Below are 13,461 nucleotides of genomic sequence, written 5' to 3'. Positions count from 1 at the left end.
ATAACTTTAGACTTATACCCAGTGTAAATGTCGCGTTATCCACATCCACCTACGGAGAAAGACATGGCAGAACGCCTACATAATGACTTTCAATTTCTGGATGTAGCACGCCAAGATCCAGAGAAAAAAGATCTCGATGTCCGCAAAAATGAGTTTGTGGAAATTTATAAACCGTTTACTGCAGAAGTGGCGGCCAATCAGACCCATCGTTGTTTGGGCTGTGGTAACCCGTACTGTGAATGGAAATGCCCTGTGCATAACTACATTCCGAACTGGCTTAAACTGATTTCGGAAGGCCGTATTTTTCAGGCAGCTGAATTGTGTCATCAAACCAATACTTTGCCTGAAGTTTGTGGACGGGTTTGTCCACAAGATCGTTTGTGTGAAGGCGCATGTACCTTAAATGATGGTTTTGGTGCAGTCACCATTGGCAATGCCGAAAAGTACATTAACGATACAGCTTTTGCCTTGGGCTGGCGTCCAGACATGTCGCATGTGAAATGGACCGATAAAAAAGTGGCGATTATTGGTGCAGGCCCTGCAGGTTTAGGCTGTGCCGATATTTTGGTGCGTAATGGCGTCAAACCGGTAGTCTTTGACAAACGCCCTGAAATTGGTGGCTTGCTTACCTTTGGTATTCCAGAGTTTAAAATGGAAAAAGACGTGATGAAACGCCGCCGAGAAATTTTTTCTGGTATGGGGGTTGAATTCCGTTTAAATACTGAAATTGGTACAGATATCACCATTGACCAATTGCTTGCAGATTACGATGCGGTATTTATGGGTATGGGCACATACACCTATATGAAAGGTGGCTTTGCCGGTGAAGATTTAGATGGCGTTTATGATGCGCTGGATTTCTTGATTGCCAATGTCAACCGTTGCCAAGGCTGGGAAAAAGACCTTGCAGAATACATCAGTGTTGAAGGCAAAAAAGTGATTGTACTGGGTGGTGGGGATACTGCCATGGACTGTAACCGTACTTCTATTCGTCAAGGTGCGCAGGAAGTGACCTGTGCTTATCGTCGTGATGAAGCCAATATGCCAGGTTCACGCCGTGAAGTGACTAATGCACGTGAAGAAGGGGTGAACTTCTTATTTAATCGTCAGCCGATTGAAATTGTCGGAGAAAATGGCAAAGTCACAGGTGTAAAAGTGGTAACAACTCAATTGGGTGAGCCTGACAGTCGTGGTCGTCGCAGCCCAGAGCCTGTTCCAGGTTCCGAAGAAATTTTAGCTGCTGATGCGGTATTGCTTGCTTTTGGTTTCCGTGCCAGCCCTGCAGATTGGTTTGCCTCTGCCAATGTTGGGGTAGACGGTTCAGGTCGTGTAGTGGCAGCAGAACAGCAAACATTTAAGTTCCAAACGTCTAACCCGAAAATTTTTGCAGGGGGCGATATGGTGCGTGGTTCTGATTTGGTCGTGACTGCAATTTGGGAAGGTCGTCAGGCGGCAGAAGGTATTTTAGATTATTTAGAGGTCTAAACGAGTTTGTTTTGCTTAGATCTTGAAAGGGCTGAGTTTTAAGGAATTCAGTCCTTTTTTATTGGATATTTTATCCAGTTCATCTTCTTGTGGAATATATTGCCATCACTGATTCATATAAGGTTTAAGAGTGGAAACTTCAATATCAATTCAATCTGCTGTTCAAGGTTATTGTTGGATGTAAACAGTTTGGTGATTCGCTCGATTAAACAAAATACACAAACAGGTCAGAATTTCACGTTAGAATGGAATCATTTCAAACAAATACAAAGAAAATTTAGAGGTTAATTTATGAATTTCACAAAAAAAACCATGCTCGCAGTGGCTTTAACCAGTACTTTGACATTAAGCGGATGTGGCTATAACACCTTACAAGTGAAAGATGAAGCCGTGACTGCTTCTTGGTCAGAAGTCCAAAACCAATATCAACGCCGTGCCGATTTAGTGCCAAACTTGGTGAATGTAGTCAAAGGCTATGCCAAACACGAAGAACAAGTCTTGACTGAAGTCACTCAGGCACGTGCCAATGTCGCAGGCTTAAAAGTGGATAAGTCGGTATTAGAAGACCCTGCGTTATTCCAGAAATATCAGGAAGCACAGGCGCAAATGACCAGTGCCTTATCACGTTTAATTGCGGTGTCTGAAAATTATCCAGACTTAAAAGCCAATGAGCAATTCCGTGATTTACAAGTACAACTAGAAGGCACAGAAAACCGTATTGCCGTGGCGCGTAACCGTTACATCAGCACAGTGCAAGACTTTAACAGCTATGCACGCCAGTTCCCGCAAGTAATGACCGCCAAAGTGATTGGCATGGACACCAAACCAAACTTCAGTGCCGAGCAAAGCGCACAAACTGCACCGAAAGTTTCGTTTGAATAACGCCTAGGAGGATGTCTGGATGCTGCAATCGCACAGCAAGATCTGTATAAATCTAGCGCAGATGCTGCTGCTCATGGCAGTTATGTGTTTCAGCTGCTTGGTATATAGTGAAGTTGCCACTGCAACCGATGAAACTGCCGAAGCTGTGGTGCTGGGTAAAATTGTGCAGCAACAGCATCCTCAAAATGCCAACCCTATCCCAGATCTTGCAAACTCACGCCAGTCTACATCGAGCACTCAACAAGCACCTATAGAAACACCCGTTCAGCAACCGCAAATTGCCAATGATATGGCAGAGGGTGAATCTATCCGTGCTTTACCGACCTTGAATCAGCCCGTGGTCGATCAAGCCAATTTGCTCACTGCTGCAGAAAAACAGCAAATCAGCCAGCGAATTTTAAATTTACATCAACACGCCAAAGCACAAATTGGGGTGGTAATTGTACCGACCACAGGGCAGGAAGATATTTTTGATTTTGCCATGCGGGTCGCAGAACAATGGCAGCTTGGTTCTGCCAAGCAAGACAATGGTGTGTTGATGGCAATTGCAGTCAATGAGCGCCGTATTCAAATTTTAACAGGTTATGGTTTAGAGGGCGTGCTGCCCGATATTGTGGTCAGTCGGATTATTAACCAACGTATTACGCCGTATTTTAAACAAGCGCAATATGCACAAGGCATAGATGCAGGCGTGGCAGAAATTGAACGGATTTTAAACCTAGACCCCGAAGTTGCTGCACAGGCGGCGCAAGAACTGAAACAGCGTCAGGAACAAGCCTTGCAAGAACAACAGGCGCGTGAAAAAACCTTGAGCACTGCTTTATTTATTTTAATTGCAGGGGTAATTGGCTCACTGATTGTCGGAAAACGCTTAAGTGCTTCAACTGCTGCCGTAGCAGGAACAGTGGCAGGTTTAGTCAATGGTGTCGGCTTAATCACCAGTTTAATGATTGGCGCGGGAATTTTCTTTTTACTCATCACTGCCATTGCACAGACCATTTTCCAAATTTTCTTGTCCTCTGCAGGGCGTGGAGGCGGACGTGGTGGCGGTGGTTTTGGCGGCGGTGGCTATAGCGGCGGCGGTGGTGGCTTTGGTGGGGGAGGAGCATCAGGATCATGGTAACCACAACAGATACAACAGAAATTATTACTCAACCGAAAATGGACATTGCAGCGCGTCCGAGTATAAAGCGTTGGCTGAAGCATTTCTTTTATTTACCTGCCACCAAACGTTTTTTTAATGCGCAGGATCAACATGCCATTGCAGAAGCGGTGACTGCAGCCGAGCATGGGCATGTGGGTGAAATTCAGGTGGTGATTGAAGGTTGTTTACCCTCGCGGTTGGCGTATGCGGTAGATACGCATATTCGTGCACGCCAATTATTCGCAGAATTGGGGGTTTGGGATACCCAACTGAATAGTGGAGTATTGCTGTACCTGAATTTGTGTGAGCGCAAAGTGGAAATTGTGATAGACCGTGGCATTAAAACCGCAACCACGCAACAGGTGTGGGATGAAGTCTGTGCGCATATTGTGCAAGGTTTGGCACAGCAGCAGTATCGGCAAGCGGTAATAACAGGTGTGCAAGAAATTGGTGAAATTTTGGATGTGTTTTATGACCGCCAGCTGCTAGATCAGCAAAATGAATTGGGCAATGCGCCGATTATTTTGGGCTGATTTGGCGCTCGTTCAGGTATTTTGGGTTGGGTACTTTGTCTGTTCAATATAAGCATTTAACTGAAGCAATGACGTTGTATTACCGTAATAATGCGGTATTTGCACCAAATATTTTAGTGAGTGACAGTCAAAAAGAGTTTATTCAAGAACTGGAATATCAGCGCTTGGTGCATTCTTATGCTCAGTTTGAAGATGGTGTAATTAATAGTGCTAGCCGTTTACTTGGTGGGGCAGGAACCTATTTGCAGCTACAAAAAGACCGCGAGCAATTACTCACAGTATTTCCAAACCGTGATGAAGCGATTAAGCGCATGAAAAAAGGGGAAATTGCTTACAAACCGAGTCTTTTGGGTGCTTGTACTAATCCTGATTCTTGCGAAAAAATTTCTTTTACGGCTATTACGAGCTGTTTGAGTTGTGCCCATGCTGTGTTTGATGCAACAAGTGCTGAAAAAATACAAAAAGCGGTTCAGCGACTACAACGGCAGCGAGATATGCAAGTACAGAACAGTCTGCTATACGAGCAAATGGACAGTGATATTTTGGCTTTAAACAAAATGATTCAAAAAATTAAAACGATTAATATTGAGGTGTAAAATATGAGTGCACTTAATGATTATTACGCTGCTTTAGAGCGATTAAAAGCCAACAAACCGATTATTCTACCGAAAGGCTCTGCCATTAATAACGATACGGTTGCAATGGAAGCTGGGCGTAAACGAGGCTCGATTAAGAAGAGCCGTCATGCTGCATTAATTGAGGCTATTGAGCAAGCTGCACAGGCAGCAGGGCAAAATATTCTTTCGCCTGCCCAGCAAATTGAGCAAGCTAAAACTAAGACCAAAGCGGTGAAAAGTGATTATGAGCAGCTGAAAGAAGATTATGAAAAACTGTTGGAAAAGGTAAATTCGTTGTTATTAGAAAATTTTGAGCTAAAACAAAAAACGCATCAAATTTGATGCGTTTCTATATTAAATAATATTATTGGAACGATTGAGGTAGTAATGCGCTATCAACAGTAGTTGCTACAGTACCTTGAGATAAGACGCCATTATCACTCACAGCCATACCAATCACATCACTAGTTAATTTGCTTGAAACGCCTGTGGCATTAAATGTGTAAGTAATACCACATGTACTACCCGCAGCAGCATCACTTACGATGGTTGCTGAACCATATTTACCAGTAACAGTATCTACACCAGCAACGGCTGCAGCTGCGCCATTTTCAAAGCAAGTGCCGGCCTGTAAGTTAGTAGTAATCTGAGTTTTAAGACCGCCAGCTAAAGTAAATGCTTCAGCAACTTGAGAGCGAGCAATGTAATTCTGATAAGCAGGAATTGCAATTGCCGCCAAAATACCAATAATAGCGACAACTATCATCAGCTCGATCAACGTAAAGCCTTTTTGAGCGTTCATAACATTCTCCACAAATGTTGTTAATTTAGTTATAAGCTTTGTAAGCTATTTTAATAGTAGCACTAAACGTGCCAACTTTTATTATAGACAATTTACACAGAAAAACAGCACCTTACACATAAAAAATTTAAGACTTTTAATTCGACTGTATATTTTTGTTAAAAAGTGACAATTATTGGCAGGTTTAATTTTGTATTTTGGACAAATATTGTCATTGTGTGATTTATATCACATATATTCAGTTGTTCTTTTTTAGGTGTTGTGATGTCGTTCTCTATGTTGAAGTCTTTCGCTTGAAATTTTCTGGGTATAGTAGGGCACTATTTCTGCCATCGGCAGTGCATCTCAATCTCACTCTATACTGAGTTTATGACACGTTGTTTCAGTTGCTTCAATTTGCGCGATTGAGTCGCGTAACCGTTTTGCATTGGCAGGACTTTTGAGTAGGTACGCTGTTTCTTTAAAGGCATTGCAATCATCTAGAGTTATTATCACCACGGCTTGTTTATCTTCTCTATTAATAAGTACAGGTGCATGATCGTCTATACTTAATCGAGTATATCCGTTAAATTGTCTTGCAGCTCAGCACATGTAATGACTTTTATTTCTGCTCCTTAAAAATTTTCTTTATCTATAAGTTGAGCAGCCTGTTTTAATCGGTCAGGAACGGTATTTTGAGTGCGACATGCTTCGATAAATTGCTTGAACTGAGCATGACTTAACTGAATATGAGTGTGTTCGTGCAAAATTTGCGGTGCGTAATTTTGAATTAAATAAATAAAAAACTCACTGAGTGCAGAGTAGCCTAGAACAACGGCAGCTTGTTCTGCCAATTGCTTTGTTTTAGCATCTATATGTATTTTTATAATCTCATTGTTCGTCATTATTTATCTCCTTTTGAGCATAAAATTTTTTATATTTCGCATGACGCATAACAAACATAAAATTTTAAGGTCGGAATGAATACAAAAAATATATTTTGGTGACTACTCATTTTTAATTAGGCGGACTAAAACATGTTTTTAAAACCTCACGTATTTTTTGAGGATATGGACAAACGTGAAAAATTTGTCGTTATAAAAGCATGTCTATATGGACAAAATATAAAATGGAGTAAATGAATAGAATTCAACAGTTTGGAGCGTGTCCATATAAAGTGACTTATGCAATGAGCCAAATATCCAAAAGCAGATGCGTGGCTACCTTTAAAAGCCAATGCTGTAGATATGGTGGTATTAATCAATAAAGAAACTGCCAGTGTCATCAAAATAGTAGACTTAAGACCGTGGCAATAATTACTTAGATTAAAAATGGGGAATTTCAGTATTTCCCATGCAATTATCCCACTTCAAAAAAGGGTAGAATTCCAATCAAGCTTGCTACACAAAGCACTATCATCTTGCCAAAAAAAATATAAGATAGAGCCAGTTTTTTAGTCTAGTTTTCTTATGAAATCTGCATTGCTACTTTTGGCTGCCATCCTCATCTCCCTTGCATGGCTATTGCCCATTCACTACCGTCCGTGGGTTACCTACACAGGTGAACTTTACGCATTTTTTGCCCTGTTTGCCCTTGCAGCCTGCCTTTTAAAAGAAAAACTACAGATACCTAAAATCAGCCTGCCCTTACTAGCATTGTGCAGTGTTCCACTCATTCAGTGGGGCCTTGGCTTGGTCTACTTCTTTGACAAAGCTTTGCTTAGCAGTGTGTATATCTTTAGTTTTTGGCTGGCTATCATTCTTGGTTATAACCTCACTCAAAATAGTATTGAGCGTGAACGCATCTTTACAGGCTTTAGTTATGTGTTGTTGGGCGCGGGTAGCATCACTGCACTCATGGCGATTTGCCAGTGGCTCACACTCGATCAATACCTGCCAATGATGGTAGATATTAAAATCGGGCAACGTCCTTATGCCAACTTCGCCCAACCGAATAATATGGCGACCTTTTTAGTGATGTCGCTTATGGCATGTCTATATTTATACGAAAAACAAAAACTTAAAACCGTGTGGATTGTGATTGCTGCTGTCATGATTTTGGTCGGTGTTGTACTGAGCCAGTCGCGTACTTCATGGTTGGCGTCGCTGTGTCTTTTGACCTATTTGAGCTATCAACAATACCGTGGCGTGGTGCGGATAAAATGGGGTTATAGCTTACTGTGGTTTGCAGCATTTATCGGGCTGATTTTTATCGCACCTTCTTTCAGTCAATTACTCTCGCAAAGTGCAGATCTTTCGGTGCAATCTCGTGATGTGGTACAGCGCGCCACAGGTGATATGTCACGCTTGGCAATTTGGCAACAAATGCTCGCTGCGATTGAGCATCAACCGTGGTGGGGCTATGGTTGGCATCAAACCAGTGTGGCGTATGTCACGATTAGCGAATTTGTGCAAGGTCCTGTGTGGATTCGTAGCGCACACAATTTTATTTTGGATTTTTTACTTTGGAATGGTGTGATACTCGGCGTACCATTTTTGGCGTATTTGGGTTATTGGGGCTACCAACTGCATAAACATACCCAGTCGGTGGAATCGGTTGTGGGGATTTTAATGGTCGGTGCATTTAGCGTGCATGCCATGCTGGAATTTCCACAAAACTATGCCTACTTCTTGCTGCCTGTTGGTTTTATTATCGGCATGGTTCAATCACAACGTGTGTTCAAAAGCTTCACTTTATCTGCAATTTATTTACGCAGTACTTTTGTACTTGGCGCATTGTTGTTGATGCTGATTTATCGTGATTATGAGGTGATGGTGCCTAAATTGAATCAGTCGGTACGCTACGAACACACACCTGAAAAAATCACCCATCAAGAGCGTATTTTTGTACTAGAAGAATTTAACCGCCGCATTGCGTGGATTCGTTTAAATCCGTATAGCCTACAAACGCCTGAACAATTACAGGGTATTCAGGAAATTGTATTGAACTATCCAACCCGCTACGATTTATTGAAATATGCGCGGGTCTTGGCGTTTAATGGCTATGAAGCAGAAGCCAAAAAGCAATTATGGTTGTTAAGCACTTTGTGGCAGGTCAATGTAGATTATGCGACTTTATTGGATGAGGCAAAGCCGCGCTGATTTGTGTAGCGCAAAGAGGGGGATTTGAAAATAGTGAGCCAAATATGGTGAAAATTTTCAATGTTGAAAATCTCTCCCAACTTCTCTTTAAAAAGAGAGGGGGTATTCATTATAAAATTGATTTCATGTGCGAAAATTTAAAGAGATGCTGAACTTTTGTTCAGATAAAGGGAGTTGTGTTAGAATTGTATGATCTATTCAAACAATAAGGCATGCTGATGGCGAGAACTACAAGTGTAACAATTGGCCCACAACTCGATAACTTTGTGAGCAAACTGATTGAATCTGGACGTTATGGTTCAACCAGTGAAGTGATGCGATCTGCACTAAGATTATTGGAGCAGCAAGAAAATCAAACTGCAGCTTTAAAGCAAGCGATTGAAGCAGGTGAGAACAGTGGAGAAAGTACACTTAGCCTAAAAGATATTGCGGCTCAAGTGAAGCAGAAGCATCGTGTATAAGCTATCAAATTTAGCTGTCGACGACTTCACTGCTATTTATGAATACACCTTACTTAATTTTGGTGTAGCTCAAGCTGACCAATACACGCAACATTTGGAAAATACCTTTCATTTGTTAGTGAGTTCACCGCTGATTGGTTATGCATGTGTAGATATTGGCGAGGGAATACGCCGTCACGATCATCATCAACATGCTATTTTTTATAAAAAACAGGATTATGGAATTTTTATTATTCGGATATTGCATCAACAGATGCAACCCATGAAACATTTTTTTGCGTTATAAATACTTTTTTATAAATCCAAGAATTTAAAATGCGCATAAGTAAAATATATTGATATTGAGAGCTTCTTCATTAGAGATAGGCAAGATACTGAATTTTAGGTAAAGTGCCCCAAAAAACAAAAGACTGGAAAACCAGTCTTTTGAGTTATCTAAACCAGATGAATCTTAGAGTTGGCTTTGAATATAGTTTTCAATACCCACAGTTTCAACCAAATCAAGCTGTGTCGTTGCCCAGTCTAAGTACTCTTCTTCTTTCTCTAGAATTTCCTGAACCAAATCACGGGTTACATAGTCCAATTGCTGCTCTGCCAAAACCACCGCTTTTTGAATCGCTTCAATATTTTCTTGGACTTTACGCACATCGCAGTTCAAAACTTCAACTGTATGCTGACCGATATACAATTTGCCCAAGTGTTGTAAGTTTGGCAGCCCTTCTAAAAATAAAATACGTTCAATAATTTTGTCAGCATGTTTCATTTGACGAATCGACTCTTTATATTCAGCCGAGCCGAGTTGTTCAATGCCCCAATCATTAAACATACGTGAATGTAAAAAATATTGGTTAATCGCAGTCAGGTGATGATACAAAACTTGGTTGAGTTGATTAATCACATCACGATTGCCTTTCATTGCAGCACTCCATCAACAATTTCTGCCTTAAACCGCTTAAGGCAATCTATATTTCTATCTTAAACAAGACTGGGCAAAATGGCGAGTGATTTAGGGGCTATTTATACTTCATAAATGGTTTGCGCTGTCGGCTAAAACTGAGCAGATCAGGCATGAAACGAAGGGAATAGCGAGACTATTGCCAAGTTTCATAACGCAATCTGAGAAAGTTTTAGCCACAGCCTTTCAGGACAAGCATATTTTTTGCTGCTATTGCGTTATGTGCCAGTCATTTAGAATGACTAAATTTCCTGTCCCATGCCTTATATCAGCTAAAAAAATATGCGTAGTCGCAAACATAGATGAAATATAAATAGACCCCAGACCGCAAATGAAAATCGCAATCAAAAACAATTAGCTAGGCAATGTGGAAAAATGTAAGCCAAGAAAAACCCGCTGTAGTCGAAAGCGGGAGAGGAAACACTGAGTAAAAATTATAATACTGAAATGCGGGAGAGCAATAAAACGGCAGCTTTAGGCAGCAACGGCAAGACGAGACGCAATTTGTGCAATTTCATCGCTAATGATGGTGCGAGTTTCAGGCGCACAGCGACCACAACAGGTGCCCAAGTCAAACATATCGCGAATTTCACGATAGCTGTCTGCACCATTGGCAACGGCTTCTTTAATGTCTTGATCTGTAATACCACGGCATAAGCAAACGTACATGAATGCAACCACAATAATTGAAATAAGATAAGAGTTATTATTGATAATTATTATCGTTTGTCAATAAAAATCATTTGAAAAGTCATTTATTGTAATTGGGTTTTTGAATTAAAAAATGCCACTTAATAGGTGGCATCGTTTATTTGTTTTTAAGTATTTGAATGATAATGACTTATGAATTGATAATCACAACGCCATCCATTTCAACTAAAGCACCTTTAGGTAAGCTGGCCACACCTAAGGCTGCACGCGCAGGGTAAGGTTGTGCAAAATATTCACCCATAATCTGATTGACCAATTGGAAGTGTGATAAATCCGTCAGGAAAATATTGAGCTTGGCAATATCGGCCAAAGAGCCACCCGCCGCTTCGCAAACGGCCTTTAAGTTATCAAATACGCGGCGAATTTGCGCTTCAATGCCTTCTACCAATTCCATGCTGTACGGGTCTAAACCAATTTGACCTGATAAATAAACGGTATTGCCCACTAAAATAGCTTGTGAGTAAGTACCAATTGCTGCAGGTGCATTTTCAGTATGGATGACTTGGCGAGACATTGATTTCTCCTAAAATAATTTATAAACATCATAGACCATCAGACTGCATCACAGTAGTCTTATTGGTAACTAATGCGAAAAGTAGTGTCTGTACTGTGTAGGCAAATTGCCTTGCCAAGCCCTTAACAGGCTTTGGCTTCTTCGGCAATGCTAATTGGACGCGCTAAACGGCTAATCCGTGGGAAACCGTAGTGCATACGCAAATCACGAATAATTTTGGCAATTTGCTTACGGTTATTGACCACAATATTCACATGAGTCTTGCCATCGTGGCTGCGTACCATTTCCACACCCGTTTTGGCCTTACGGCATTGATAGATCAAATCGGAAATTTGTTCGTCATTCATATCCATATCAATGCTGAGGTAAGCGGTAAAACTCACGTCATCGACATCTTCAGAAGTCCATTGTAGTGGCATGATGTTTTCAGGATGTTGATGTTGCTCATGCAGTAAGTTATTGCAACGCGCACGATGCACAATCAAACCGCGACGTGACAAGTTGCCCTGAATCGGGTCGCCCAGCACAGGATTGCAACAGTGTGCATATTTCACGTCAATGCCTTCTGTGCCTTGAATCAGACGGTCAGAATGTTCGCTGCTGTCCTGATCGAGAGCGTAAATGTGGTTCGCCACCAACTGCGGTAATAAATCACCGACTGCAATTTGCTCAAATAAACGGTCTTTGGAGTCGATATGACGCCATTGCAACACATTTAACCAATCTGCTTCGGTTAGGTCTTGAATCGAGTGATTAAACAATTTTAGCGCACGGTTCAGCGCTTGCTGACCCACCAAACGCTGTTCTTCAATATCTTGATCGCGCAGAATGTTTTGTAAGGCACGACGGGCTTTTTGGGTATTAATAAAACTCAGCCAGTCTGGGTTTGGTGTGGCTAAAACATCGGTGATGATTTCGACCACTTGCCCGCTGATGAGTGGCGTCGAAAGTGGTTTGCTTTCACCATTAATTTTTGTACCGACTGCGTGGTTACCTAAGAACAAACTGGCTGCATAGGCAAAATCAACAGCGGTGGCACCTTGCGGCAATTCATGTAAATGTCCGTGCGGGGTATAAACATGAATTTTCTCTTGGTGCAGATAATCCAGTAAATCGCTAAATGTAGTTTTGGCACATTCACCATCAATCAACACATTCAAGCTTTTCATAGAGGCTTGAATGGCAGAACGGCAGGCTTGCGGTGCGTTTTCACCCAAGACTACGCCAAAACGTGCGGCTTTACGCATCAATTCAGTTTGAATGGTGAGTGATAAGGTGGTTTGTTCACCTTTTAGACGCATCATGAGTGATTGGTTACCCCCTGGCAGGGGGCGACGGATATGATCTTCATAATGCAAGACCTGAAAGCTGTCACGTAAAATATCGGCCAAACGGTCACAGTCAGCAATGCTTTGTAAAATAATTTCAAACGCATGGCTGTGGGTCAGTTCTTGTAGATCAATATCGTTTTTAACAAAGTGGCGCAGTAATTCAATATTGTTATTTTTCTTTTTAATCCGACCGGTAATTTGATTGTCTTGGAGTAGGTCGGCAAGGTTTTGTTCCCATTTGGACTGGTATTCACAGCGTTTTGGCTTGGTGTGTAAAAGGGCGGCTTGCACATCGTTATACATATCTAAATCTAGGTTTTGATAACACAGATGTTCAAGGTTATCCGCCATTTCATTCATACCCACGATACGTGCCATAGGTACAAACACATCAAAGGTTTCTTGGGCAATGCGTGCGCGTTTGTCTGGTCGCAGCGCATCTAAAGTGGTCATGTTGTGATAGCGGTCTGCCAGTTTCACAATAATGACACGTGGATCCTGTAAGGTCGCTTGCAGAATTTTACGGAACGATGCGGCCTTGTTGTATTCCTTATCGCTGGAATGGCTAAGTTTGGTCACACCATCGACTAGTTCGGCAACGGTACGCCCGAATTTCTCCGTGATGTCATCTTTGCTGTAGTCGGTATCTTCAATGACGTCATGCAATAGGGCAGCAATGAGCGTGTCGGCATCCAAACGCATGTGCGCCAAAATACAACTCACCGCAATCGGGTGTAACACATACGGTTCACCACTTTTACGGGTAACGCCATCATGCGCATGTTCGGCATAATCGCAAGCCGTAAGCACCTGTTCGACTTCACTTACACTCAGGTAAGGTTCGATCATGGCTTGAAGCTGTTGTTTGGCTTGGCTAACCATCGTGCCTGGCATATAACACCCTTTAAAATACAAGTGATAACGAATCTACAGTTAGACCTTATAA

15 protein-coding genes and 2 pseudogenes are annotated in these 13,461 nt (G+C 41.8%); 10 read left to right on the top strand and 7 right to left on the bottom strand.

Annotation, left to right across the window (positions count from 1 at the left end):
- Positions 1-63 precede the first annotated feature (63 nt).
- From FTU92_RS01645 to FTU92_RS01620, 6 genes and pseudogenes are all read left to right on the top strand, one after another.
- The gene (locus FTU92_RS01645) at positions 64-1,485 is read left to right on the top strand and encodes an FAD-dependent oxidoreductase (protein WP_180095410.1); all 1,422 of its coding nucleotides are present in this window, start codon (positions 64-66) and stop codon (positions 1,483-1,485) included.
- A 291-nt stretch (positions 1,486-1,776) separates the two neighbouring features.
- The gene (locus FTU92_RS01640; RefSeq protein WP_019836149.1) at positions 1,777-2,367 is read left to right on the top strand and encodes a LemA family protein; all 591 of its coding nucleotides are present in this window, start codon (positions 1,777-1,779) and stop codon (positions 2,365-2,367) included.
- Positions 2,368-2,386: 19 nt separating this feature from the next.
- The gene (locus tag FTU92_RS01635) at positions 2,387-3,490 is read left to right on the top strand and encodes a YgcG family protein (protein ID WP_180095407.1); all 1,104 of its coding nucleotides are present in this window, start codon (positions 2,387-2,389) and stop codon (positions 3,488-3,490) included.
- The gene (locus FTU92_RS01630; RefSeq protein ID WP_180095404.1) at positions 3,484-4,044 is read left to right on the top strand and encodes a TPM domain-containing protein; all 561 of its coding nucleotides are present in this window, start codon (positions 3,484-3,486) and stop codon (positions 4,042-4,044) included. Before FTU92_RS01635 ends, FTU92_RS01630 begins: the two co-directional genes overlap by 7 nt.
- Positions 4,045-4,640 (top strand): annotated as a pseudogene (locus FTU92_RS01625) (hypothetical protein); the annotation flags it as partial.
- 3 nt (positions 4,641-4,643) lie between these two features.
- Positions 4,644-5,003 (top strand): hypothetical protein, encoded by a 360-nt coding sequence (locus tag FTU92_RS01620; RefSeq protein ID WP_180095401.1) that lies wholly within the window; start codon positions 4,644-4,646, stop codon positions 5,001-5,003.
- Between the two features lie 22 nt (positions 5,004-5,025).
- Here FTU92_RS01620 and FTU92_RS01615 read toward each other — a convergent pair whose 3' ends face one another.
- The 3 genes from FTU92_RS01615 to FTU92_RS01605 form a co-directional block, all read right to left on the bottom strand.
- The gene (locus tag FTU92_RS01615; protein WP_180095398.1) at positions 5,026-5,463 is read right to left on the bottom strand and encodes a pilin; all 438 of its coding nucleotides are present in this window, start codon (positions 5,461-5,463) and stop codon (positions 5,026-5,028) included.
- Between the two features lie 351 nt (positions 5,464-5,814).
- Positions 5,815-5,958, bottom strand: a complete 144-nt coding sequence (locus FTU92_RS14020) for a type II toxin-antitoxin system Phd/YefM family antitoxin (RefSeq protein WP_373687279.1) — start codon at positions 5,956-5,958, stop codon at positions 5,815-5,817.
- 119 nt (positions 5,959-6,077) lie between these two features.
- The gene (locus tag FTU92_RS01605) at positions 6,078-6,347 is read right to left on the bottom strand and encodes a DUF1778 domain-containing protein (RefSeq protein WP_180095395.1); all 270 of its coding nucleotides are present in this window, start codon (positions 6,345-6,347) and stop codon (positions 6,078-6,080) included.
- A gap of 288 nt (positions 6,348-6,635) precedes the next feature.
- Here FTU92_RS01605 and FTU92_RS14015 point away from each other — a divergent pair.
- The 4 genes and pseudogenes from FTU92_RS14015 to FTU92_RS01590 form a co-directional block, all read left to right on the top strand.
- A pseudogene (locus FTU92_RS14015) lies at positions 6,636-6,758 on the top strand (type IV pilin accessory protein); the annotation flags it as partial.
- A 153-nt stretch (positions 6,759-6,911) separates the two neighbouring features.
- Positions 6,912-8,543: a PglL family O-oligosaccharyltransferase gene (locus FTU92_RS01600; RefSeq protein ID WP_180095392.1), complete on the top strand. Its 1,632-nt coding sequence runs from the start codon at positions 6,912-6,914 to the stop codon at positions 8,541-8,543.
- Between the two features lie 218 nt (positions 8,544-8,761).
- A complete protein-coding gene (locus tag FTU92_RS01595; protein ID WP_004974509.1) occupies positions 8,762-9,004 on the top strand; it encodes a type II toxin-antitoxin system ParD family antitoxin in 243 nt (80 codons plus the stop codon).
- The gene (locus FTU92_RS01590; protein ID WP_070153485.1) at positions 8,997-9,290 is read left to right on the top strand and encodes a type II toxin-antitoxin system RelE/ParE family toxin; all 294 of its coding nucleotides are present in this window, start codon (positions 8,997-8,999) and stop codon (positions 9,288-9,290) included. The genes FTU92_RS01595 and FTU92_RS01590 overlap by 8 nt, the downstream gene beginning before the upstream one ends.
- A 165-nt stretch (positions 9,291-9,455) precedes the next feature.
- On the opposite strand, the gene bfr is transcribed toward FTU92_RS01590, so the two are convergent.
- The 4 genes from bfr to FTU92_RS01570 form a co-directional block, all read right to left on the bottom strand.
- On the bottom strand, positions 9,456-9,920 hold the full coding sequence (gene bfr / locus FTU92_RS01585; protein ID WP_131260631.1) for a bacterioferritin: 465 nt from the start codon (positions 9,918-9,920) through the stop codon (positions 9,456-9,458).
- Positions 9,921-10,433: 513 nt separating this feature from the next.
- The gene (locus FTU92_RS01580; protein WP_167846362.1) at positions 10,434-10,628 is read right to left on the bottom strand and encodes a bacterioferritin-associated ferredoxin; all 195 of its coding nucleotides are present in this window, start codon (positions 10,626-10,628) and stop codon (positions 10,434-10,436) included.
- A 172-nt stretch (positions 10,629-10,800) separates the two neighbouring features.
- Positions 10,801-11,184, bottom strand: coding sequence for a RidA family protein (locus FTU92_RS01575; RefSeq protein WP_004809961.1), 384 nt, complete (start codon positions 11,182-11,184; stop codon positions 10,801-10,803).
- A gap of 122 nt (positions 11,185-11,306) precedes the next feature.
- Entirely contained in the window at positions 11,307-13,409 is a 2,103-nt protein-coding gene (locus tag FTU92_RS01570; RefSeq protein ID WP_180095388.1) for a bifunctional (p)ppGpp synthetase/guanosine-3',5'-bis(diphosphate) 3'-pyrophosphohydrolase, read from the bottom strand.
- Between the last annotated feature and the right edge of the window lie 52 nt (positions 13,410-13,461).

The organism is Acinetobacter sp. YH12205 (assembly GCF_013418125.1).
GTDB lineage: Bacteria > Pseudomonadota > Gammaproteobacteria > Pseudomonadales > Moraxellaceae > Acinetobacter > Acinetobacter towneri.
Note: the sequence above shows the minus strand (reverse complement) of the source record. Positions and strands in the feature narration are given on the sequence as shown.

Bases quoted from the DNA above. Each gene is read 5' to 3' on its own strand.
- FTU92_RS01645 (WP_180095410.1), top strand. From the start codon at position 64: ATGGCAGAACGCCTACATAATGACTTTCAATTTCTGGATGTAGCACGC.
- FTU92_RS01640 (WP_019836149.1), top strand. From the start codon at position 1,777: ATGAATTTCACAAAAAAAACCATGCTCGCAGTGGCTTTAACCAGTACT.
- FTU92_RS01635 (WP_180095407.1), top strand. From the start codon at position 2,387: ATGCTGCAATCGCACAGCAAGATCTGTATAAATCTAGCGCAGATGCTG.
- FTU92_RS01630 (WP_180095404.1), top strand. From the start codon at position 3,484: ATGGTAACCACAACAGATACAACAGAAATTATTACTCAACCGAAAATG.
- FTU92_RS01620 (WP_180095401.1), top strand. From the start codon at position 4,644: ATGAGTGCACTTAATGATTATTACGCTGCTTTAGAGCGATTAAAAGCC.
- FTU92_RS01615 (WP_180095398.1), bottom strand. From the start codon at position 5,463: ATGAACGCTCAAAAAGGCTTTACGTTGATCGAGCTGATGATAGTTGTC.
- FTU92_RS01605 (WP_180095395.1), bottom strand. From the start codon at position 6,347: ATGACGAACAATGAGATTATAAAAATACATATAGATGCTAAAACAAAG.
- FTU92_RS01600 (WP_180095392.1), top strand. From the start codon at position 6,912: ATGAAATCTGCATTGCTACTTTTGGCTGCCATCCTCATCTCCCTTGCA.
- FTU92_RS01595 (WP_004974509.1), top strand. From the start codon at position 8,762: ATGGCGAGAACTACAAGTGTAACAATTGGCCCACAACTCGATAACTTT.
- bfr (WP_131260631.1), bottom strand. From the start codon at position 9,920: ATGAAAGGCAATCGTGATGTGATTAATCAACTCAACCAAGTTTTGTAT.
- FTU92_RS01580 (WP_167846362.1), bottom strand. From the start codon at position 10,628: ATGTACGTTTGCTTATGCCGTGGTATTACAGATCAAGACATTAAAGAA.
- FTU92_RS01575 (WP_004809961.1), bottom strand. From the start codon at position 11,184: ATGTCTCGCCAAGTCATCCATACTGAAAATGCACCTGCAGCAATTGGT.
- FTU92_RS01570 (WP_180095388.1), bottom strand. From the start codon at position 13,409: ATGCCAGGCACGATGGTTAGCCAAGCCAAACAACAGCTTCAAGCCATG.